We start from the raw sequence: 21,788 nt of genomic DNA, 5'->3' as shown, positions 1-21,788 counted from the left end.
GCCGTCGGCGCCCAGTCCATGCGCTCCGTCGAGAAGGCGGGCATCCCGGCGGGAGCAGGTCCTGACACGGTGCGCCGAGGTGTACCAGGACAGGGTGGCGTGGGAGGTGCCCGGTCACAGCTCCCGCCGTCGGAACACGGACGTCGTCACGGCCAGCAGGATCGCCGCGAGCAGCAGGCCGGTGCCGACGGGCCACCAGAGCGTGGGGCCTGCCTTCTGGGTGCCGGTGGCGATCGCGCCGGTGAGCGGGAGGAGCCCGGCCGGGCTGTACTCGGTGAGGCGCGGGATCGCGCCGAGGAGCACGAGGACGAAGTAGGCGCCGATCCCGGCTCCGGCCGCTCCTGCGGCGGCGTCGACCGCCGCCGAGGCGAGAAGGGAGGCACTCACGAGCACCGCAGCGAGCACCGTCCAGACAGCCGTGGCGGCAAAGATGGGCCCGAGGCCCGCTTCGCCGAAGAAGGCCAGGGTGGCGAGCCATCCGGTCCCGGCGCCGACGAACGCGGTCACGCTGATCAAGCCGATGAGCGCCGCCGCATGGGTGAGGACGTAGGCGCTGCGGCTCGCGGGTTTCACAAGCAGCAGGGCCGCGTGTCCGGAGCGGACCTCGGAGTTGATCGCGCCTGCCGCCATGACGATCACGACGAACACCACGAGCTGCGTGAGGTTCTTCGCCCATTGCGCGTAGGCGTCCGCGGAAGTCGGATCGGCCAGGGCGAGGGCACTTTCCGCTCCGGGTCCGAGGGCGGCCGCGAGGAGGTCGTTGGTGAACCGCGCGAGCAGCGGGGAGGTGACCGCGAGGAGGACCAGCACGGCGGGGAGGAGCCAGAGGCGCCAGGTGCAGGTGATCTCCCGTACGCGCAGGCGCATCAGCGGTGCGAAGGCGCTCATCGGCGTGCTCCCACCGTGTCGATGAAGACGTCCTCGAGGCTCGCCTCGAGGGGTTCGAGCCGGTGCAGTCGCAGGCCGAGGGCGGCGATCTCGGCGGGCAGGCGCAACGACGCCTCTCTGAGGTCGGTCACTGACAGCGCCAGTTCGCCGGGCGTCTCCGAGTCGGCGACCGCGGCGATCCATGGCCGTCCCGTGAGGGCGGCACGGAGCCGGTCGCGGTCGTCGACCGTGATGAGCACACGGTGCTTGGCGCCTCCGAGCGCGGCACGTACCTCGTCGAGGCTGCCGTTCGCCGCCACCTTGCCCTGATGGACGATCGCTACGCTGTCGCACACCCGCTCCACGTCGGGCAGCAGGTGGGTGGAGAAGAACACGGTGGTGTGCCCGCGCAGTGCGGTGAGCAGGTCGAGCACCATCCGGCGACCGAGCGGGTCGAGCGCCGAGGTCGGCTCGTCCAACAGCAGCAGCCGCGGACTGTTGACGAGCGCCTGGGCGAGACCGAGGCGCTGCCGCATCCCGCGCGAGTATCCGCCCACTCGCACCCGGGTGTCCTTCAGCCCTGCGAGATCGAGCAGCTCGCCCACCCGGCGTCGGGTGGTTCCGGGCGACAGCCGGAACAGGCTCGCGGTGCTCTCCAGCACGTCGCGGGCGGTCATCCATGGGAGAAAACCAGGAACGTCCGGGCAGAACCCGATGAGTTGGCGTGCCGCCGTGCTGCCCGGTGCGTGGCCGAAGATGCTCACCGTGCCGGCTGTCGGGCGGGCGAGCGCGAGGACGGTGCGCAGCGTCGTCGTCTTCCCGGCTCCGTTCGCACCGAGGAGACCGAAGACCGCTCCCTCCTCCACCCGGAGGTCCAGACCGTCGAGTGCGTGGTGGCGGCCGTAGGTCTTCACTAGGCCGCGGATGTCGATGGCGGCCGTCATCCCCGGTCCCCTCCGTAAAGCCCGCGCACGACTCGCTCGGCATCGGCCGGTTCGAGGTCGGGCATCTGTTCCTCGGTCGCGGAGGGACGCCGGGCGAGCGCCAGGAAAAGAACCGAGCCGATGAGGTTGACGCCCACGACGATGATCACCCACAGCCACTTCCGCCCGGTCACGAGCCGGTCGGCCGACGTGCGGGCCAGCAGGATGAGGCAGTGGACGACGAGGGCGATGTGCAGGAGCAGGATCACGCCGAGGGCGATCAGTACGGGTGTCGGTATGGAGGACGGATCGACGTTCATCGGGGTTCCTGATGCTCCTTGGTCAGCGTGTCGGCGGCCGGGACGACGGGGGGCCGGGTGCGCCAGACGTGCCGCAGCCCGGATCTCAGTGGGAGGAGGACGACGCCCGTCGAGGCGAGCGCGGCGACGGGCACGGCGCCGGCGGCGAGAAGGCCCCAGCGGTCGCCCGCGTGACGGGCGTCCGCCACGGTCGCGGCGACCACGCTCGCCGAGAGCACAGCGAGCGATGTCGCGGTGGCGGCTCGGACGAGCGCCTCCTCGGTTGTCGCAGCCGGGCGCTGCGACCAGAGTGCGGGCACCGCGCCGATCGCCACCATCCCCAGCACCGACGTGCGCGACGTCCGGCCCCGCGCCCGCCCGCCGGGACCGAAACCGGACGCGACGGTCCGCGGCAGACTCCGCCACGTGAACGCCGTGGCGGCCACGGTCGCACCCGCGATCACCAGCGGCACGGAGCGCGCCAGCCGCAGATTCCGGGCCGGGATGCCCTCCAGCACGTCGTGTCCCATGTCGTCGGGGCGGATGAGGCCGAGCCGCACGGCGAACGCCCCGAGGTTGACACGCCATCCCAGCCCGAACAGACGGGGCACGATCAGTCGCGGATCGGCCGGATCCCAGACACGCGAGCGGACCTCGGCGTCCACCGGCCCACGCGTCTCGACCGGGAGCCCGAGTAGCCTCCACCGCGCTTCGCCCGCCGGGCGTTCCTCGGACAGCGCCTCCACCAGCTGAGCGGCGTACTCGGCCGGGCTGCCGAGGACGGAGGCGGGGTCGAGGCCGGCCTCCCGGAACTCGTCGAGCTGCGCCCGAAGGGCGACCAGCGCGCGGCGGCGGTCGCCCTGGGTGAGCCGTCCCAGGTGTTCGCGTACGGCGTGCAGGTAGGTACGGGTCATCGTTCTCCTCCTCGAAGAATCTCGGAAAGGGCCTGGCTCATCTCGGCCCACGCCTCGGCGCCTTCCCGGAGGGAGGCCCTCCCCCCGGGGGCGAGCCGGTAGTACTTACGCGGTGGCCCTCCTGCGGACTCCACCCACCGGGTGACCACCAGCCCGGCCTTGTCGAGCCGGGCGAGCAGCGGGTACACCGTCCCTGGTGACGCTGCGAGCGCAGGGTGCGCGGCAAGTCGCCCGATGATCTCGATCGCGTAGCACTCCTCGCGGTCCAGCACGGCGAGGATCGCGAGTTCGAGCACACCCTTGCGCAGCTGGCGTGCACGATCATTTGTATGCATGGCATACATCCTTGCATTACATAGTACGTTTCCGCGAACCGCGTCTGAAGCCGCTGGGTCAAGACCGCCCGGCGGGTTTTTCCCCCGCGCCGCGGACCCGCTGTCGACGGCCAGGGCGGCGGTCCCTCGCCGCCGACATCCGAGCTGATTCCGAAGGCCGGTAGGGCGGTGCCGGGTCCGGGTGGCGGGCCGGTATCGCGTGGGCGCTGCTGGGGTCGTGAACGCGGCGGCCCGGCTGACCCGGCCCAGGTGTGTGGGGCTCACCGGGAGGCGGGTAGTGCAGGGCGCGGTCGCCGGGCCACCTGGACAGTTCGGTGGCCGGGGCGACGTCGTCGACCATGTCATCGGTGCTCCGGCCTGACCCCGCCGGCCTGACGGTGGTCATGCCCCGGGCCCGGCGGCACGACACGCACGCGGCGGCCGTGTCGGGGGGGACTGCACTGCGGCTGGGTCAGCGGCTCGGGCGGGCGACGCGGCGGTGCTGACTCCCGTGAGGCAGCGCGACGCGAGCGGAACCCCGCGGCAGGGGTGACGTGGAAGCCGCGATGCCCGCACGTGCCGACGGGCGGTCGCCGTCCTCTGCCAGGCAGTGACCGGCGACCGCCCCGTCCCGGGGGGCAACTCTCAGGAGCCGCTGCCCTTTGGTGACACGCCAGGTCGGGCGATCGTCACGGCGGTCGGAGCGACGGGGACGGTGTCAGCACGAGTGCGGGCGGGCGCCGCCTGCTCAGACGCCCGTCTTGCTGCGAATCCATCGTCGCGTGTCGGTCTCGCCTATGGCGACGAAGTACCCGATGCGGGCCTGGACGTCGACCCTGGCGGTCACGCCGACCTGGACGTGCCGCGCGTCGCTCACCGGGCCGCCGGAGTCGCCCGTGAGAGGGAAACCGTTGATGCCGAACCCGCTGAAGGTGTTGACGTCCACGCGGTCCAGCACCTTCACGGTGCACACCTTGAGCTGCGGGGCCGGTATGTCGCCGCCGACGGCTGTGGCCCCCCATCCGGATACGGCAAGTTCCGTGTTGACCGCAGGCCACAGACCCTCGCCGACGATCTCGGTGATCCACTCGTTGTTCCGCGCGGGAGCCTCCAGTTCCATGAGGGCCAGATCGGCCAAGGCATAGCCGGTGTAACCCTTCACCCGGATGCGCTGACCGCTTGACGTACCGCCCAGGGTCCTGTCGCCGAGATTGACGTAGAAGTCGCGGGGGGCGGGGTTGCCGTTGTTCGTGATGCAGTGCTTGGCCGTCATGATCCACGTCGGCGCGATCAGGCTGGCCGAGCACGTGTACTGACCGTAGACGTAGAGCTGGGCGGCTCCTCGCAGGTGACCGGCGACCGCACCTTCGACGATGGCGTTCGCCGGGGCCGCCGTGAGCACCCCGGACACGATCACCGACAGCGCTGACAACAGCACCACCATCACCCGACGCACTGCTGCTCCTGCGTGCATTGACGCACCTACTCTCACTCAAGGGGGACAGGCCAGGCGGTGGGTTTCTCCGGGCACGGCCGCTGGAGCCACGTCTGCCGGCAACGTGTGTGCCAGGTCCTGCACGGCCCGGCCGCCGCGCTTCCACCGGACAGGCGCCGGAACAATCCCACCAGCGGCACCATGCCGCTGACACCTGCTCACCTTCCAGCCCAATCGATGCTCAAAAGCCGCTCACCATGGCCACCTCGGTGCAATGGCACGCCTCGACAAGGTGACACGGCACCTCCCCCACGCACGCGACGACGTCGCGCAGCAGGGTGCCGGGTACCTCGGTGCCGAGCTCCTGGTCGCCGCTGATGTCGACGATCGCGCGGTCCAGGCGTTGCGTCTCGCCCGCGGTGAGCTGCGTCAGCCGGGTGAGCGCGGGCTCCACCATGGTGACGCGCGGGCGGCGCGCGCTGTGTTCAGGCGACGCGGGGCTGCTCGTCGGCGAGTCGGGCGAGGTGGGTGTCGCGGTCGGTTCCGCGCAGCATGGCCGTCAAGCGCGGGCGGCCGTGGCAGGACAGTCAGGCGGGCGCGGCAACCGGGCAAGGAGGTGCCGCGCACCTGCCTTGTCGGTGTCCGGGGCGACGGACGGTAGTTGCGGCCGGCCATCGTCATCCGCCATGTCAGCTGCCACTGCCCGACCGCGCCTGCCCGTACCGCCGATCCCGCCGACCTGGTGCGTCGGCGGGTGGCTGTGCCGGGCACCGGCCACCTTGGTCCCTGCTGCAGCAACTGCCGCGCCGTCGCCTACCCGTGCCGGTCAGAACGCTGGGCTGCTGCTGCGCTCGAGCCGTGCTGCCGGCCCCGCAGTTCCCTGTCTGCCGGCGGGCATGACGTTCCCGGTTGCCGCACGGAGCGTCTCGTTCATTTGCTGCATCGCCCCGGCGCCGGACGGGGCGTCATCGGGCAGCGACGCGACGGTGTTTCACCCACCCGACCGAGCGTCAACTTTTGGTTGACAGTCGCGGCGATGCAACCTACGGTTGACACATGTCGACGAATCCGGGCATCACGTCATCCATCCGTCTCGACGACCTGATCACGGCCATCAAGCAGATCCGCACCGAGCCGCTCGAACAACTCCAGGACGCGGTCATCGCCGGGGAGCACCTCGGTGAGGTCGCCGACCACCTGATCGGCCACTTCGTGGACCAGGCCCGGCGGTCGGGCGCGTCCTGGACCGACATCGGCAAGCGCATGGGCGTCACCCGGCAGGCCGCGCAGAAGCGCTTCGTGCCCAAGGAGTCCGCCGACCTCGACGCGAGCCAGGGCTTCAGCCGGTACACGCCCCGCGCCCGCAACGCCGTGATGGCCGCGCACAGCGAGGCCAGGACCGCGCGCAACACCGAGGGCACACCCGAGCACCTCGTCCTCGGCCTTCTCTCCGAGCCCGAGGGGCTCGCCGCGAAGGCCGTCGCCGCACAGGGCGTGCCCATGGACGCGGTCCGTGCGGCGGCCCTCGCCGCGCTGCCGCCGGCCGCCGAGGAGGTCCCGGAACTGGTGCCCTACGGTCCCGCTGCCAAGAAGGTCCTGGAACTCACCTTCCGCGAGGCCCTCCGGCTCGGCCACAACTACGTCGGTACCGAACACCTCCTGCTCGCCCTGCTCGAGTACGAGAACGGCGACGGCGTGCTGAGCGGTCTCGGCCTCCGCAAGAACGAGGCGGAGGACTTCGTCGCCGACGCCTTGGCCCAGTTCGTCGCCACGACCGGCGAGAGCACCGCGCAGGACCCCGCGCAGGGCTGAACCCAGCCGGCCCGGCGGAAGCGCGGAACCCGCTCGCCGGGGTGTCGGTGTCAGTGGCCCAGCGATACCCACGGCGTGGCCGGCGGGCAGGCACTCACCGCGACCGGGACCCAGGTCGGTCCGGGTATCACCGGTCCAGTCCAGCGGGCCGGATCACCGGAGCGGTGGGCGTGCAGAGCCCGGCGCCGAACTGCCCAGCTCGGCGGCAAGCGCGAGGCAGACGCCAGTCGGCCGAGGCCGACGGCCAGGAGAACCGTCCCGGTGAGACGGGGCGGGTGCGGCTTTCGCCCACCACTTCGGGGCACGGCGAGCTCACCGCGGAGCAGCGCGCCGCCTTCACCGCGCTGGGGATGGACTGGACCGGACAACCGCCGGGGCGCTGGCGCACCGTTCCCGCCACGAGCCCGCTCGTCGGGGTCGATGATGTCGGCCAGGAGGACCTGATCCTTCCGACACCATGTCCGCGCCGGCGCCGGCAGGCGCTGCGCGAGTCGGATGCCCTGTCCCGTCCCCACGCGATCGATCTGTCCGACGGATACATGATCCGCCGGCCGGGCTTGCGCCGGGGCGACTTTCCCCTGGTTGTGCCGCAGTACGAGGTCGCGTTCCGGCTGCCGGTGGAGCCGGAGGAAGGAGTTGCCTTCACGTTGCACGTCGAAGCGAACCTCCGGCGGGCGGCGACGGCCAGGTCACCATCACCTGGCACGCCACGCCCGAGCCCCTGCCCGAGTCCGAGTTCGAGCCCGTGCCCGTGCCCGTGCCCGAAGATGAGTAGTCCCGAGAACCCGTCCCCCGCAGTCCCGGTGACTAATGCGCGACCAGCTTGGTCGTGAAGACGTGGTTGGCGATCTTGTCTCCGAGGTCGAGCCCGTCCGTCGCGTCCCACGGGTAGTGGACGCCGAGCCAGACGCGGCTCTGCGCGTCCTCCTGGGCGGCCTGGCTGAAGCTGGTGAACGAGCGCGACCTGACCGGGGACTGCGGGTCGTCGGTGGTCATGGTGAAGGCGATGTTGGCGTTGTCGAAGTAACGCTTCATCACCCCGGCCCACGCTCCGCCGAAGGTGGCGTGTCCGGAGGCCCACGCCGGGAAGCACGGGTTGACGTTGACGCCGGCGCGGGTCTTGAGCAGCGGCTTCCACTGCGGGTCGAGGCCGCCCTCGCGGATGGCGGAGACCGGCCGCCACAGGTCGATGTCCGTCAGGAACTTGACGTCGCGGACCGCGATGCCGGCGTCGGCCATCGCGATCGAGACGAGCGCGAACAGCCGCGCGTTCTGGTAGGTGGAAAGTCCGCGCTGGGTGGCGATGTCACGGGTGGCCTGAAGGAGCTGGCCCGGAGGCTTGTAGGTGCCGTCCTCGTCATTGGCCCAGAACCAGGCGGCCGCCTCCTGGTCGAGGGTGCGGTTGACGACGGGGGTCGCGGTGGTCGGCTCGTCGGCGCCGGCGGACCGGACCGCCTCCACCTGTCGCCGGTAGTCGTCGCTCGCCAGCAGCTTGGCGTACGTGCCGTACAGGCCCGGGGTGGCCGGGCGGAACTGTGCACCGGAGGTGAGGGCGAACGGCCTGACCTGCCCCCAGAACGGGGTCACAGCCTGACTGTCCTGAGTGCAGCCGGGGTCGGCCATGTCGGGGTAGCTGGTGGGCCGCCACGCGCCCGGCACGTTGTCGCCGGTGTAGACCCTGGGATCGTCGGAGCCGTCGTTGGCGCGGGCGGTACGCATCTGCCGCACCATCGGGCCCACCACCGTGGTGTCGAGGATGTCGAACGCGGTGGGCTCGGAACCGAAACGCTCACGGAAACGCGCGTCGAGGTAGTGGACCTGCCCGGGGTAGAGGTCGAGCAGGATGTTGTAGGCGGTGCGGCCGATGACGCGCTCCTCCTCGTCGGCCCCTTCGATGATGCCGGCGTACTTCTGCGCGCCGATGTAGGGCGCCGAGGTGATCTGACCGTGCCACTTCAGCCGGTAGGAGGACTCGGCGTCGTAGACGGCCGCGTTGAGCATGGCCGCGGCCCTCGCCATCGGACCGGGCCCGCCGCCCTCTCTCCTGACGACGCCCAGCAGCACGTCGTTCCAGTAGTGCACCGGATCGGCGATGGTCTGGGGCGGCAGAGCGGCGTACGCCGGCTGCGGTAACGCTGTCAGCGTGGTGCCCGCGGCTGCCAGTACCGCGAGCGCCGACAGCACCCGCCGCCAGGAACCCCTGCGCTGCCTTCGGACGGTTCGGACCTGTGTGGGCATGGCGGTATCCACTTCCGGAGGACTCGGCCGTTCACCGCCCGAGCGGCGGCAGTGTGATCGTGCCGGCGGGGAATCGAGTGACGGTGGTGGGCGGACGGTGCCGGGCTTTGACCGGACTGCCGGACGGCCTTGACGTGCCGTGCGGGGAGTGGCTGGATGGAGGCGGATGGGAGCGCTCCCATCCGCCTCCATCCATGGACAGAAGGGACCGAGATGCTCGGCAACCGATTACGTCTTCCCCTCGTAGGCCTGTTCGCCGTCATCCTGATGACTCTCGGCGGCCTCGCCCCCCACGCCGCGGCCGCGCCGGCGGCCGAGGAGGCGGACCCGGTGCGCGTCATGCCGCTGGGCGACTCGATCACCGGTTCGCCCGGTTGTTGGCGAGCGGTGCTGTGGAACCGGCTGCGGGACGCCGGGTACACGGACGTCGACTTCGTCGGCACCCTCGGCCCGCAGGGGTGCGGCCAGGCGTACGACGGCGACAACGAGGGTCACGGTGGGGAACTGGTGACCAACACCGCCGCGCAGAACCTGCTGCCGGCGCGGCTCGCGGCGACCCGCCCCGACATCGTCGTGATGCACTTCGGGACCAACGACGTCTGGAGCAACATCGCGCCGGACCGCATCCTGGCCGCGTACACCAAGCTGGTGGAGCAGATGCGCGCCTCCAACCCGGACATGAGGGTCCTGGTCGCGCAGATCATCCCGATGTACCCCAGCACCTGCACGGAATGCGCCCGGCGTGCCGTCGAGCTGAACGCGCGGATACCCGCCTGGGCGCAGGCGACCACCACGAGCCGCTCCCCGGTGACCGTCGTCGACCAGTGGACCGGCTTCAGCACGGCCACCGACACCTACGACGGCGTGCACCCCAACGCCGCGGGCGACGCGAAGATCGCCGCCCGCTGGTACCCGGCGCTGGCCGCGCTGCTCGACGCGGGGGTGCCGGAGGAGCCCGGGGAGCCGGAGGAGCCCGGTGGCCCCGGGCCCTCGTGCAGCGCCACCTATCGGGTCGTCTCCAGCTGGCAGGGCGGGCAACAGGGCGAGGTGACCGTCACCAACACCTCGCCGGCGCCCATCGCGGGCTGGGCGGTGAGCGGTGCGCCGTCCGGCGGCGCGCGGATCACCCAGGTGTGGAACGGCAGTCTCACCACCGCCGCGGACGGCACCTTCAAGGTCACCGACATGGCGTGGAACGGCACTCCCGCCCCCGGGGCGAGCGTCACGTTCGGCCTGATAGCCGCCACCACCGGCGCGTCCGGCACCCCGCCGGTGACCCTCACCTGCTCCGCCAGGGCCGCCTCCTGACACGACCGCGGACGACGACGGGCTGCGGTCCACCGCCGGTGGCTCCCCTCGGCCGAGGGGAGCCACCGGCGGCGTGGGGCCGGTCAGCGGTTGGTCCACAGGTTCCAGAAGAAGGTGCCCTCGGCGCACTGGTAGCGGTCCCAGTGTCCGCGCTCGATGCCCTGCTGGCCGGCCGTCTGGCAGCCGCCCAGCGTGACGTACTTGCCGCGGTGGACGTCGAGGCCGTCGCCCGCCCGGACGACGGCCACATCGCCGGGCGCGGCGAGAGCGGGCGCCGCCGAGGCGGCGCCGAGCGCGACCGCGGTGATCGTCGCGAAGGCCGTGAGAGCTGTGCGTACACGCATGGTGCATCCCTTTCGGTGAGGGGTTCGGACGGCCGGGCGCTCACCCTCGGGGGTGATCCGCCAGGCCGGTACGCCGAGTTTGCGCAGGCTGGAGCGCTTTCACCACCGGATCCCGCTTGATTCGCGGATGTCGGGACAAATAGGGTTCTGACCTGCTGGGACGTCCTTCGTCCCGGGAGACGGGACGGCCGTGCGGGACACGTCCTCCCGCTGCTCCGCTCGGCAGAAAGGCCCTTCGATGACCGGTTCGCGGCCGGAGCGCGACGAGGCGGTACGGAGGCTGGCGAACGCACTGCGGGGTCTCCAGCAGAGGTCGGGGTGCACGCTGCGCGGGCTGGAGACGCGGGTCCGCATCAGCGACTCGTCCCTCTCCCGCTACTTCCGGGGCGAGAGCGTGCCGGTCTGGCCCGTGGTGCGGGACCTGTGCCGGGCGATGGGCGCCGACCCGGCCGAATACCGAGCCCTGTGGGAGGCCGCCGACCGCGCCCGCCAGGGGGGCGAGAACGAGGACCGTACGCTCGCCGCCGCCGCGCCGCAGGCCCGTGACCAGGCCTGGTGGCGCCGTCCGACCGGAGGGCTGTCCCGCGCCGGGGTCGTCGCGGTGGCCGTGGCGGCCGCTGTCGCGGGAGGCGTTCTGACCTGGGTGGCGGCTGTCTTGCTCCTCCAGCCCGCCGGGGTGGCCGGGGCCGGTGGCCGGTCGGCCGAGGGCCGGGCGGGCGGGGAGGGCGACGTCGGTGTCGTCGTCCACAACGCGGAGAAGGCGTGCCGGAAGCCGCGCACGCACGACTGCGCCCTCGCCCTGGCCTACGACCCCTACCGTCCCTACGTCCGGTCCAACGCCGCGGGCCGCGTCTGGCACCACGACCTGCTGCAGGCGCACTGCACGGTCGCCGACGGCATCAGCGTCACCGACGAGAACGGGAAGCACAGCACCATCTGGATCCAGGTCACGCACCACCGCGACCAGGTCTGGCTTCCCGGAATCCGCGTCACCCCCGACGACCTCGACCAGCTCGCCCGGCTGCTGCCCCACTGCGCCCCGTGAGCGCCGCGGTGGCCGCCGCCGCGACGCCGCTGCGGTCCTGTGGAGGCGGCGCCGGCGCGCGGCGGCGGTCCTGCACAGCACGACGAGGGGCGGCCACCCTGGACCTGGCCGGCCAAGCAACCTCCGGGCCGCGTCGGGCGCCCGCACAGCACGGAGCGGCGGCCGGCGCGACCCGCCGCGACGGCCGCGGTGCGGCACGACCGCGAGCCCGACGCCTTGAGCCGGGCCCAGCAGCAGCGTGCCCGCAGCGCGGCATCGAACTCCACCAACCGCGGCCTCGAGCTCCGTCACCGCTCGCGGTCCTCCACGGTAGGCGTCGCGTGGAAGCGCTCCGGCGCCGCGGCTGTCTCCACTCCTCCATGGGGATCATGTGCTCGACCCCGAGTTCACCGGGCCGGCCGACGCCATCGAGGAGTACCCCCACGGGCTGCGCCTGCGTCCCCGCGCCCTCTCCTGACGTCCACGCCCCGGCCCCGGCCCCGCGCCGTCCCGGTCTGGTCCCGGCCGACATCGACTCCGTCAACGTCGACCCGGCAGGTGGACGGGCCCGGTCCTGTCTCCATCCCGGTACGCATCGGCCAGGGCCTCGAACCCCCTACGGCGATGCCGGACATCGTCTGACGCGCGGGCCTCGACCTGAATCCCCTCGACCCGGCGGACCCCGACACCCTCACCTGGCTGCGGGTCCTCGTGTGGCCTGAGCACCAGGACCGCCGCGACCGCCTCACCGCCGCCGCGGCGCTGACCGTGGCCCAGCGGGTACGCGTCCGGCAGGGTGACCTGACCGGCGACCTGGCGGCGCCGGCCGCCGAGGCCCCGGACGACGCCACCCTGGTGGTCGCCCACTCCGCCACTCGCCTACCTCGACGGACCGGCCCGACACCGGGCCGTGGAGCGCATCGCACACCTGGGCGCCCGCCGCATCGGCTTGGCGGGCGGGTGCAGGACCAGGCCGCCGACGTGGTACGCCGGCACCTTCCCGTCCTGGACGTCGACGACCACGAGCGGCCCGTTCTCGAACCGCGGATCCGGGCCTGCCGGGGTGCCGGCCGGGGCCGCCTTCCGCGCCCCCGGGGGGGCGCGACGTGGTCGAGCAGGTCCGCACGCGCCTTGCCTCCGACTTCGGGGAGGCCGGAAAGCGGGCGGCCGATCGCGGCGACGCCGACGCCGCGATGGCCGGCCTGCTGCGCCGGGCCCGCGCCGGTCGGGCTCCTCATCAGCGTCCGCACCGGCGCCGCTCAACGTACCGATTGGTTCACGGCCTCGTCCCGGCCCGGTCCCGGCATCGCCGCGCCCGCACGGCAGCGGCTAGCCTCCCGATCTCGAGAACGTGCACTCGTACGAGCGTGCGGTCCTGCTCAGCCCGTTACCCGCACCACTCCATGGGGGCCATCACCATGCCGAACAACCAGACCGTGCCGGACACCGGGCCTTCCCGGAGAAGGATGCTGCGGCTGTCCGGAGGCGGCCTCGCCCTGGCCGCTCTGGGTGCGGGGGCGAGCGGCTGCCGCGAGGACGTGCCCGACGACCCGGACACCGGGGACGGTGCCGATCAGCCCGGGTCCGCGGACCCGTCGGGCGGCATCTCCCGCGAGGACGAGCAGGCCCCCACGCCCCTGTGGACGAGGACGACCTCTGCGACGACGTACGGGAACAACGACGAGCTGGTGGCCGTCGACGACGTGGTGATCACCAGCGGTGATCCGCTCACGGCCCTCGACACGAAGACCGGCGAGCCGAAGTGGTCCCAACAGGACGGCGCCATTCCCGGAGCGCCGCTGCTGCTCGGCAACAACACCCTGTATCTGGCGAGCAGCAAGTACGACGGCACGGTAGGCGGGTACGAACCGGCGTCCGGGAAGGAGGTCTGGCGCAGCCGCCTGGGCAAGGCGTACCGGCAGCCGAGGCCGGTCGCGGTGGACGGGCAGCAGGTCTACGTCGTTGCCGAGATCCTCGAGGCCGACGGTTCGTCGCACACCAATGTGATCGCCGCGCTGGACAGCGGCACGGGCAAGGTGGCGTGGAGGGAGCAGCGGGATCCGGGCACCGAGCAGAACGGCATCCACGCCGCCGTCCAGGGCCGCCACCTCGTCTACACCGACTTCAGGAAGAACCTCACGGTTCGTGACACCGTCACGGGCCAGCAGGTGTGGACGCGGAAGACGACGCAGACGAACTGGGTTTCCTTCGCCGTTCACCAAGATCTGGTGATCGTCCCGCAGGGGCGGAAACTCCAGGCGTTCCGTCTCTCCGACGGCAGCGAGAAGTGGTCCGTGGAGACCGAAGCATACGGTTCCTTCAAGGTGCCGGCCGTCGTGGAGGGGGTGCTCCACGTCGCCGACAGCGGCAAGACGCTCCGGGCCCTCGAACCGCAGACCGGCAGGGAGATATGGCAGTCCACGGCCCTGGCCGACGCGGGCGTCCACGAGCCCTGGCAGTTCGTCAAGGCTGGTGGCACCCTCTACGGAGCCACCCAGCTCGACGAGGGAGGCGGCGTGCACGCCATCGACGCGAAGACCGGCGAGCTGCTCTGGACGTTCAACGACAAGTCCGGTGACCATCACGCGTGGCTGGTGGCCACCGACGGCAAGCGGGTCTTCGCCCTGCACGGCAAGAAACTCCACGCCCTGCCCGCGTGAGTGGAGTTCGGGCGTCCGGGGCCTTGTCGGCAGGGTGAACCGCGGACTCACGCGGGAGGGGGGCAGGGGCGCTCCCGGCCCTCCCCTCCCCTCCCCCTTCCGCGTGAGTCCGCGGTGGCCGGTTTCTACTCGGACCGGGACGGCTTCTCCGCGGTCGCCTTGGGTGCCTGGGGCGCCTGGGGCGCCTCCGGGGCCTGCGGGGTCCTGGGGGGCTTCGTGAAGTCGCTCTTGCTGGGCCTGTTCCGCAGGTCCTCGTCCTTCTTGAGGTCGCCGTGCTCCTTGACCGTCGCGCTGGCGTGCTGCATGCCCGCGGAGGCCGCTTCGGTGACCGAGCCAGGGTCGCCGGCGTACTGGGCCTGGGCCCCGGCGGACGCCTGGGTGGTCTGGATGAAGGAGCCGAGGAAGCCCAGGACCGCGCGGGCCTCGGGCGAGGTCTCCTGCACGATCTTCGCGCGGGAGGAGGCGCCGTGGATCGCGGTGCTGAACAGGCTGGTGCTGGTGTCGTCGTAGGTGCCGTCGTCGGAGTCCTCGAAGTCGACGTCCTCGCCGGGCCGGGGCTTCGCGCTGTCGGTGGTCACGGAGAACAGCCCCGCACCCCTGCCGGCGGAGTTGAAGATGTTGTCGAACACCATGGTCGTCACCTCGGGTCGTCTCGGTTCGCGGCGGCGGTGCCGCGTGGTCAGGGCTGCTTGTAGAGCGTCTGCTGGCTGACGGTCAGGGCCTCGACGTCCAGCATGGTGTGGTGGACGTCCAGGGCGGAGACGACCTCGGCCAGCCCTTGCATGCGGAAGCCGCCGGGGGCGAGGTCGATGTCGTTGATGTCGCGGGCGACCAGGTGGCTGAGGCCGGGATAGGTGCCGGGCTGCGGAGGAGCAAGCACCGCCACCGGCACGGCGTACTGCACGGCGATCAGTCCGGAGAAGGTCACCGGGATCTCGTAGGTGTACTGCTTGCGGGTGCGCCGCTGGCTGACGACGGTCTGCACGCGGGAGTTCGCCGGCACCTTGCCGGAGATCTGCGACTTCGAGGCCCAGCTGGTGTTGAGCGATCCCCCGACGGTGGCGGCGATGCCCAGGGCCAGCTGGGCGTTGAGGGACGCGTTGCCGGTGGCGCTGCCCGAGGTCGTGAACCCCACCGAGTTGGTCATCGTGTTCGACGAGGAGTTCGTAGCGGAGCTGCTCGTGGACGTCTCGGTGGTGTTGGCGTTGTCGACGCCGACGCTGTCCTTGCTGTTCTTGTTGGTGACCGTGTTGGCGTTCTTGTTCGCCGTCCCGTTCTGGCACGAGGCCGCGAGCTGCGACTGCAGGTCCAGGCGGAGCTGGTTCTGCAGCTGCAGCTGCAGCGAGGCACCGACGCTGCCGCCGAAGGTGAGTTTGGCGTCGCCGTGCAGTGACCAGGTGACCCCGTTGGAGACGGTGAAGTCGACCGAGTCGGTGAAGGTCATCTCATCGCTGCTGCGGTTGACGTAGGTGCGGGAGGAGAACGTGTCGGGCGGGGGCTGGGCGATGTCACCGCGCACCTCGATCAGCGGCTCCCCGAGGTTCATGTAGGCGAGCCAGCCCCGCTCGAACGCGGTCCCGGAGAAGGTGCCGAAGCTCGACTTGTTCACGGAGAACCCGACGGGCTTGTGCTGCACACCGGAAGGGTCGGCGTAGACCAGGTTGGGGTGGCTCAGGATCGACTGCCAGGCCTGCTCGATATTGAGTTCCCGCAGGTTCTTCTTCGTCAGTGGCTGACGCCTGGCGTCTACCAGGCTGTATGCGGTGGAAGGCATCTACCCGTCCTCGAATAATTCCGGCCGAACCGCGCTCGATGTCATGCAAACAGAAGTCTGCGCACGTTCCGCCGAGCGAAATTACCGCGACAACTCCCGTACAGGAAGGGCAGATTCACATGTCACGCTCAATCGAGTGATCGGTTTTCGGCAATCGCTTCCGAAACGCCGGTGAAGTGACCTTTCAGCATCCCATTCACCCGAACGATTACTTTTCGCCCCCCACTCCCCCGGGTAGCGTGAGCTCGGATGTTGCCATGGATGGAATTCCACGTTCAGCCATGGAACGGATTTCCGTTCTCTCCCGTTCGGAACAGGTGAGGTTTCTCGATGTACACACAAGAACGCACAGCGATGTCGAATTTGGTCGTCGGCGGCCCGGTGGCGGTGAACAGCTACGACAACGCGATCGTGGCGGCGCTGGTCGAAAACCGTCCGGTGATGCTCGTCCATGCCTTCAACGGCGGCTACCTGCGGCCCACGGAGCTGGGCGAGGCGAGCCACGACAAGGGAGTTCAGCTGGCCACCGCCCTCGACGAGACCGTCAAGGAGGCCAACGGCCACCTCTGGCACATCACTCCTGCCGGCTTCTTCGGGCAGCGTCCCCTGTACTTCATCGAGAGCGCCGCCGGCCAGGCGGTGGCCCAGCCCGCCGTCGCGGGCGGAACCGACGCAGGACGGGGCGACGACGGCGCGCCGAAGCCGCAGCGCAGGCGCATCACCGTCCACCAGGACGCCCCCAAGAGCACTGCCGACACCGTCCAGGTCGGACTGCCCGGCAAGGTCGGCGACAAATGGCGGGGGAAGAACGGCGCGCCCGAGGACACCCAGCTCTGGGTCGTCACCGTCACGCCGTGGGGCGGCATCACCTTCGTGCCCATCACGCACCCCGACACCATCCTCGGCTTCAAGGACCACTCGGTGACCGCCGACAGCGAGGTCAGGCTCACCTACAACTGGGGCGGGGACTTCACCGGGACGGTCATCAACACGTTCTACCCCCGCCTGCCGAACGAGTGGAACGTCCCGTACCACCACGTCTTCACGTGAACGGCGGCGCGCACCGCCGCACTCCGCCCGTCCCGAGTCACCGTCCGCACCGCCTGGAAGAGGCACCACGATGCCCGTGCCCACGCAAGAAGTGAAACTGGAGATCGTCAACGCCGCCACGGGGAAGACCCTCGGCCCTCGAACCGTGCCCGGCACGGGCGGGGTGCTCGTCGTCCGCGAGTTCCCCGAGGACGGCCCGGCCCGGCAGCAGTGGCAGATCGTCCCCGTGCTACCGGCGCGCGACGAGCAGGTCTACGTGATCCGCAGCACGGGAGACAGGGAAGTGCTCGAGCAGCCCGCCGCCGCGGGCGGCGGCGTCCGGCGCGAGGCCCCCACCGGCAGAACCACTCAGCAGTGGCGCCTCGTTCCCGTCGACGGCGAAGCCGCCCTCTACGTGATCGAGAGCGCGGCCGACGACACCGTCCTCGACCTTGACCTCGACGCGGATCCGGGCACGTCCGTCGAGGACGCCGTCCCGGTCGTCGTGCGGGCCTACGACGAGGACGCGGAGAGCCAGCGGTGGCGTCTCGTGCCGGCCGAGCCCGAGCGGGTCAGCGATCCCGCACTGCGCTGGGCCCGTCTGGCGCACTGGAACGGACGGCAGTCCTGGCGGCTGTCCTCCTCGGCGGCGCTGCGGCCCGCACCCGGCGCGACACCCTCGTTCAGCGACCTGCTGCTGGTCCTCGACCGGTTCGGCAGCGACCAGGAGGCCGGCGGCTGGGAGACCGAAGGGGCCGCGCCCCACCCGGGCGCACAGCCGGGCTCGTTTGCCGGGCTCGGCGCGCGCTTCGTCGCCGGAACCGCCGGAACGGCACCGGCGGACATCGTCGCGCTCGAGCCGGCCAAGGGGGTGGTGTCAGCGGCTGCCAGGGGTGACGGCACGTTCGAGGACGAGGAGCGCGTCCTGCTCTCGCCCGCGCCCTCCCCGAACCCCGCCGACCTGTGGACCCTCGCGGACATCACGGGCGAGGGAAGGCCCGGCATCGTGGTCCTGACGGCCGCCGGTGTCCGGGTGTACTTCCAGGAGGAGGACGGGACGTTCAGGGCCGCGGCCGACGGGCCGGCCCTCCAGGCGTTCGGCCACGGCGACCAGGCCGGCGGATGGCGTGTGGACAGGCATCCCCGCTTCCTCGCCGACACCACCGGCAACGGCCGCCTCGACATCGTCGGCTGCCACGACGACGGCGTCTGGATCTCCCTCCAGGACGCGGACGGCAAGTTCGCGCTCCTGGCCGACGCGCCCGCTCTCCGTGCGTTCGGCCACGGCGAGAAGGCCGGCGGGTGGCGCGTGGACAGGCATCCCCGCTTCCTCGCCGACACCACCGGCAACGGCCGCCTCGACATCGTCGGCTGCCACGACGACGGCGTCTGGATCTCCCTGCAGGACGAGGACGGCGTCTTCGCCGAACCCTTGTACGTCCTGGACGAGTTCGGGACCGACCAGGGATGGACCTCGTCCGAGGAGCACCCCCGGTTCCTGCTGAAGACCATCGGCGACGGGGCCACGGACATCGTCGGCTTCGGCCCCCACGGCGTCGTGGTCGCCCGCGGTCTCGACGACGGCACCTTCGAGCGCTCTCAGCTCGTCCTGAACGACTTCGGCACCGCCCAGGGATGGACGGCCCGTAAGCACCTGCGCTTCTTCGCCGATGTGACCGGCGACGGCAACCCCGACATCGTCGGCTTCGGCGACGAGGGAGTCTGGGTGGCGCACAACCGCGGCGACGGCATGTTCGGACAGGCCCAACTGGTCTGCCGGGGCTTCGGATACGACGACGACGCCGGCGCATGGCGGGTCGGTCACCACCCCCGCTTCCTCGCCGACATCACCGGCGACGGACGCGTCGACATCATCGGCTTCGGAGGACCGGGCGTGTACGTGGCCCGCAACCTCCACCGCCGTTTCCGAACCCGGTGAACCGTGGGCGAGGGTGACGGCGACGACGGGATCGCGGCAATGGGTTACCGGACCGCCGTCCTGTGGAGGGCGTCCGGATGCGGCCCCCGGCGCGGAGCCCCGGGGGCCCCGGCCGGCCCACCGCTCCGGCACGGTTCGTCATGGTTGGGCTCGGTTCAGCACGGTTCGTCCGGCCGGAGCGTCTCGCTGCCCGCGCGAACCGGGAACCGCTCCCACGGGCGACGGGCCCGGGGCACAGCGCTCCCGGCAGTTCGCCGGTGACCCACCGCCGGAGCCGTTGCCCGACCCAGGGCGCACCACTCCTGCTCGGCACTCCCGCTGCCGCAGTGCACGACCCGTGGCGTGCTCGAGGACGTCCGTCCGCGCATGCGCCCAGCCAGTGCAATCGATCGATCAACCACACCGCGTTAGCAGAGGAGAGAACTCATGCGTAGGTCCATGGCGGCATGCACGGTGCTCGCGCTGGCGAGCTTGTTGCTCGGAGGGCTGGCACCCGTGGCCACTGCCACGGCCGCCCCTGCCGGGGTCACGACGCTTCAGGCGCCGACGCCTCCGACGTCCGTCCCTGACCTCGATGCCCCGGGTCCGGCCAGGACGGTCGAGTTCCCGCCGGACGGGCGGGTCCGCTCAAGTCCGGGGCATGTGCAGATCCAGGCTCCGCAGTACACGCGCATCGTCCGGGTGGACCCCTGGTGCAGCGGCATGAGCTGCCCCGTGTCCATCGCCCCCGACGGCTCGTCCGCCAACTTCTCGTTGGGCGGCAACAACTGGATCTGGAGCCGCCCCTGGAAGGTCGACGTGGTCGCCACGGACGAGGCCCCGATGGCGGGTGGCCGGTACACCGGCACTCTCACCTTCGAAGGGGTGACGGTGGACTGGAGCGTCACCATCACCCAGGGCACTCCCGGAGCGTTCGGCGGGTACGTCAGCAGCGTCCCCGGCGGAGGAGGCGCCCGGGTCCGTTTCGTCGACCCGGATCTGAACGCCGCCGCCGCGGGGTTCCAGGACAAGGACGTCATCACCTCGGTCGACGGTCAGCCCGTCACGTCGGCGGCAACCCTCGGCGCCGTCCTCGCCGGCAAGCGCGCCGGAATTCCGGTGCCCGTGGGCATCACCCGCAACGGCACCCCGATGACCTTGCAGTACACGGTCGACGAGTGATCGCCACGACGTCCACGCGCGGGCGCACCTGCCGCCTGCCAGTTCCGCGGTCCTCGGACACGAGCGGTCTTCGCACACGGTCGGCAGGGCCGTCGTCCTGGCCGACCGTCACACGGTGAGGGGTTGACGATGAGCAAGGCACAGACAGCAGTGGGGGGCGAAGACCTCGCCCCACGGATCACCACGGTCGCCGGCACCGGAGATGCCGGGGCCGGAGGAGACGACGGTCCCGCCGTCGCAGCCCGCCTCGACCGTCCCTACGGCCTGGCGATGGACAGCACGGGCACCCTCTACCTCTCCGACCACAACAACCACCGAGTCCGCAGGATCACCACGGACGGCAGGATCCGCACGGTGGCGGGCACCGGCACCGCCGGGTTCGGAGGCGATCACGGCCCGGCCCTCTCGGCACAGCTGGACTGCCCGCGTGAGGTGGCGGTGGATCGTGCCGGGAACCTCTACATCGCCGATTCCGAGAACCACCGGATCCGCAAGGTCACGGCCGACGGACAGATCCACACGGTCGCCGGCACGGGCACTGCCGGGTTCAGCGGTGACGACGGACCCGCCACCTCCGCCGAGTTGAACTGCCCCTACGGGGTGGCGGTGGACAGCAGCGGCAACCTCTACATCGCCGACACCGACAACCACCGGGTCAGGCAGGTCACACCGGACGGACGGATCCGCACGGTCGCCGGAACCGGAACCCCGGGCTTCTCCGGCGACGGCAGCCCTGCCGCCGAGGCGCGGCTGAACGGCCCGTACGGCCTTGCGGTGGACGCCGCGGGCGACCTCTACATCACCGACGCCGACAACCACCGGGTCCGGAAGGTCGCCGGGGACGGCACGATCAGCACGGTCGCCGGCACGGGAACCGACGGCTTCAGCGGTGACGGCGGTCCCGCCACCTCCGCCCGACTGGACTTCCCTCTGGGCGTGGTGGCCGACCACACCGGTGCCCTCTACGTCTCCGACCACAACAACCACCGGGTCCGCAAGGTCGCCGGGAACGGCACGATCAGCACGGTCGCCGGCACGGGAACCGACGCCTTCGGAGGTGACGGCGGCCCCGCCACCTCCGCCCGGCTGAACTTCCCGTTCGGGCTCGCGGTCGACTGCGTGGGCGCCCTCTACATCGCGGACTACGTCAACAACCGCGTCCGGAAGGTCGCGGCGGCCGCCATGGCAGGACTGCCCGCGTCAGGCACGGTGGTCTCCTGGACGAGCATCCGCAGCCGGCTGCGGATCGGGGTCACGCGCGAGTCGCTCAAGGACGGGGCCCCGATCCGGCAGTCGCTCGCCGCTCCCCGCCGGTCGCAGCGATGGCGACTGCTGGTGGCCGGGAAGAGCGACAGCGGCGACACGGTCTACACGATCGAGAACGTGCGCAGCGGGAAGGTTCTGGAGGTCGACGAGGCCCGGGTGGCGGCCGGCGCGGTGGTCGCGCAGCGCGCCTACGAGGGTGACGAGGCGCATCATCAGCAGTGGCGGCTGATCCCGGTGGATACCGTCGCCGATGGCTGCCTGGTGTACGAGATCGCGAACCGGAGCAGCGGCCTGCTGCTGGGCGTCGGAACCAACGCGCCCGTGGTGATCACGCAGCGCTGGGCGGAGGGCGACCACCGGGGCCGGCAGTGGCAGTTGCTGCCGGTGTGACACACCAACGGGGGCGAAGATCGCGACGCTGCCCTCGGGTGGAGGGGGCGTGTCGCGGTCGGAGTAGCGGCAGGCGACGCCAGGGGCGGGG

At 71.3% G+C, this 21,788-nt stretch carries 19 protein-coding genes and 1 pseudogene; 9 read left to right on the top strand and 11 right to left on the bottom strand.

The window, feature by feature from the left end; all coding sequences use genetic code 11:
* Positions 1-114: 114 nt before the first annotated feature.
* The 7 genes from ABZ836_RS20945 to ABZ836_RS20915 all read right to left on the bottom strand — a co-directional run bounded on the left by ABZ836_RS20945 (position 115) and on the right by ABZ836_RS20915 (position 5,209).
* Positions 115-888 carry an ABC transporter permease subunit gene (locus tag ABZ836_RS20945; protein ID WP_356139054.1) on the bottom strand — a complete coding sequence of 258 codons (774 nt, stop codon included), beginning with the start codon at positions 886-888 and terminating at the stop codon, positions 115-117.
* Positions 885-1,811 carry an ABC transporter ATP-binding protein gene (locus tag ABZ836_RS20940; protein WP_356139056.1) on the bottom strand — a complete coding sequence of 309 codons (927 nt, stop codon included), beginning with the start codon at positions 1,809-1,811 and terminating at the stop codon, positions 885-887. The genes ABZ836_RS20945 and ABZ836_RS20940 overlap by 4 nt, the downstream gene beginning before the upstream one ends.
* Complete coding sequence (locus tag ABZ836_RS20935) at positions 1,808-2,110, bottom strand: hypothetical protein (protein WP_361144257.1); 303 nt, start codon at positions 2,108-2,110, stop codon at positions 1,808-1,810. The genes ABZ836_RS20940 and ABZ836_RS20935 overlap by 4 nt, the downstream gene beginning before the upstream one ends.
* Positions 2,107-3,003 carry a DUF5808 domain-containing protein gene (locus ABZ836_RS20930; protein ID WP_361144253.1) on the bottom strand — a complete coding sequence of 299 codons (897 nt, stop codon included), beginning with the start codon at positions 3,001-3,003 and terminating at the stop codon, positions 2,107-2,109. The genes ABZ836_RS20935 and ABZ836_RS20930 overlap by 4 nt, the downstream gene beginning before the upstream one ends.
* Complete coding sequence (locus ABZ836_RS20925; RefSeq protein WP_356139061.1) at positions 3,000-3,338, bottom strand: PadR family transcriptional regulator; 339 nt, start codon at positions 3,336-3,338, stop codon at positions 3,000-3,002. The genes ABZ836_RS20930 and ABZ836_RS20925 overlap by 4 nt, the downstream gene beginning before the upstream one ends.
* 727 nt (positions 3,339-4,065) lie before the next feature.
* Positions 4,066-4,773 (bottom strand): trypsin-like serine protease, encoded by a 708-nt coding sequence (locus ABZ836_RS20920; RefSeq protein WP_356139063.1) that lies wholly within the window; start codon positions 4,771-4,773, stop codon positions 4,066-4,068.
* A 220-nt stretch (positions 4,774-4,993) separates the two neighbouring features.
* Positions 4,994-5,209, bottom strand: a complete 216-nt coding sequence (locus ABZ836_RS20915) for a hypothetical protein (RefSeq protein WP_361144249.1) — start codon at positions 5,207-5,209, stop codon at positions 4,994-4,996.
* Between the two features lie 599 nt (positions 5,210-5,808).
* On the opposite strand from ABZ836_RS20915, the gene ABZ836_RS20910 reads away from it, so the two are divergent.
* Positions 5,809-6,564, top strand: a complete 756-nt coding sequence (locus ABZ836_RS20910; protein ID WP_361144246.1) for a Clp protease N-terminal domain-containing protein — start codon at positions 5,809-5,811, stop codon at positions 6,562-6,564.
* An 807-nt stretch (positions 6,565-7,371) separates the two neighbouring features.
* Here ABZ836_RS20910 and ABZ836_RS20905 read toward each other — a convergent pair.
* Positions 7,372-8,802: a vanadium-dependent haloperoxidase gene (locus tag ABZ836_RS20905; protein WP_361144243.1), complete on the bottom strand. Its 1,431-nt coding sequence runs from the start codon at positions 8,800-8,802 to the stop codon at positions 7,372-7,374.
* 213 nt (positions 8,803-9,015) lie between these two features.
* On the opposite strand from ABZ836_RS20905, the gene ABZ836_RS20900 reads away from it, so the two are divergent.
* Positions 9,016-10,110, top strand: a complete 1,095-nt coding sequence (locus ABZ836_RS20900; RefSeq protein ID WP_361144240.1) for a GDSL-type esterase/lipase family protein — start codon at positions 9,016-9,018, stop codon at positions 10,108-10,110.
* Positions 10,111-10,193: 83 nt separating this feature from the next.
* On the opposite strand, the gene ABZ836_RS20895 is transcribed toward ABZ836_RS20900, so the two are convergent.
* Positions 10,194-10,454 (bottom strand): hypothetical protein, encoded by a 261-nt coding sequence (locus ABZ836_RS20895; RefSeq protein WP_356139071.1) that lies wholly within the window; start codon positions 10,452-10,454, stop codon positions 10,194-10,196.
* 238 nt (positions 10,455-10,692) lie between these two features.
* Between ABZ836_RS20895 and ABZ836_RS20890 the strand changes: the two genes are divergently transcribed.
* The 3 genes and pseudogenes from ABZ836_RS20890 (at position 10,693) to ABZ836_RS20880 (ending at position 14,138) form a co-directional block, all read left to right on the top strand.
* Complete coding sequence (locus ABZ836_RS20890; protein ID WP_361144237.1) at positions 10,693-11,499, top strand: helix-turn-helix transcriptional regulator; 807 nt, start codon at positions 10,693-10,695, stop codon at positions 11,497-11,499.
* Positions 11,500-12,135: 636 nt separating this feature from the next.
* A pseudogene (locus ABZ836_RS20885) lies at positions 12,136-12,294 on the top strand (DUF2332 family protein); the annotation flags it as partial.
* Between the two features lie 602 nt (positions 12,295-12,896).
* Positions 12,897-14,138, top strand: coding sequence for a PQQ-binding-like beta-propeller repeat protein (locus ABZ836_RS20880; RefSeq protein WP_361144234.1), 1,242 nt, complete (start codon positions 12,897-12,899; stop codon positions 14,136-14,138).
* Positions 14,139-14,263: 125 nt separating this feature from the next.
* Here ABZ836_RS20880 and ABZ836_RS20875 read toward each other — a convergent pair whose 3' ends face one another.
* Complete coding sequence (locus ABZ836_RS20875) at positions 14,264-14,770, bottom strand: hypothetical protein (protein ID WP_356133336.1); 507 nt, start codon at positions 14,768-14,770, stop codon at positions 14,264-14,266.
* A 47-nt stretch (positions 14,771-14,817) separates the two neighbouring features.
* Positions 14,818-15,912, bottom strand: coding sequence for a hypothetical protein (locus ABZ836_RS20870; protein ID WP_361144231.1), 1,095 nt, complete (start codon positions 15,910-15,912; stop codon positions 14,818-14,820).
* A gap of 330 nt (positions 15,913-16,242) precedes the next feature.
* Here ABZ836_RS20870 and ABZ836_RS20865 point away from each other — a divergent pair, with 330 nt between their 5' ends.
* From ABZ836_RS20865 to ABZ836_RS20850, 4 genes are all read left to right on the top strand, one after another.
* Entirely contained in the window at positions 16,243-16,962 is a 720-nt protein-coding gene (locus tag ABZ836_RS20865) for a hypothetical protein (RefSeq protein ID WP_361144228.1), read from the top strand.
* Between the two features lie 70 nt (positions 16,963-17,032).
* A complete protein-coding gene (locus ABZ836_RS20860; protein ID WP_361144225.1) occupies positions 17,033-18,880 on the top strand; it encodes an FG-GAP-like repeat-containing protein in 1,848 nt (615 codons plus the stop codon).
* A gap of 642 nt (positions 18,881-19,522) precedes the next feature.
* On the top strand, positions 19,523-20,041 hold the full coding sequence (locus ABZ836_RS20855; RefSeq protein ID WP_356133329.1) for a PDZ domain-containing protein: 519 nt from the start codon (positions 19,523-19,525) through the stop codon (positions 20,039-20,041).
* A gap of 129 nt (positions 20,042-20,170) precedes the next feature.
* On the top strand, positions 20,171-21,697 hold the full coding sequence (locus tag ABZ836_RS20850; RefSeq protein ID WP_361144222.1) for an RICIN domain-containing protein: 1,527 nt from the start codon (positions 20,171-20,173) through the stop codon (positions 21,695-21,697).
* Positions 21,698-21,788: the final 91 nt, after the last annotated feature.

It is taken from the genome of Streptomyces sp. NPDC047130, assembly GCF_040643475.1.
Classification (GTDB): domain Bacteria; phylum Actinomycetota; class Actinomycetes; order Streptomycetales; family Streptomycetaceae; genus Streptomyces.
This window is presented reverse-complemented; position numbering and strand designations above follow the sequence as displayed.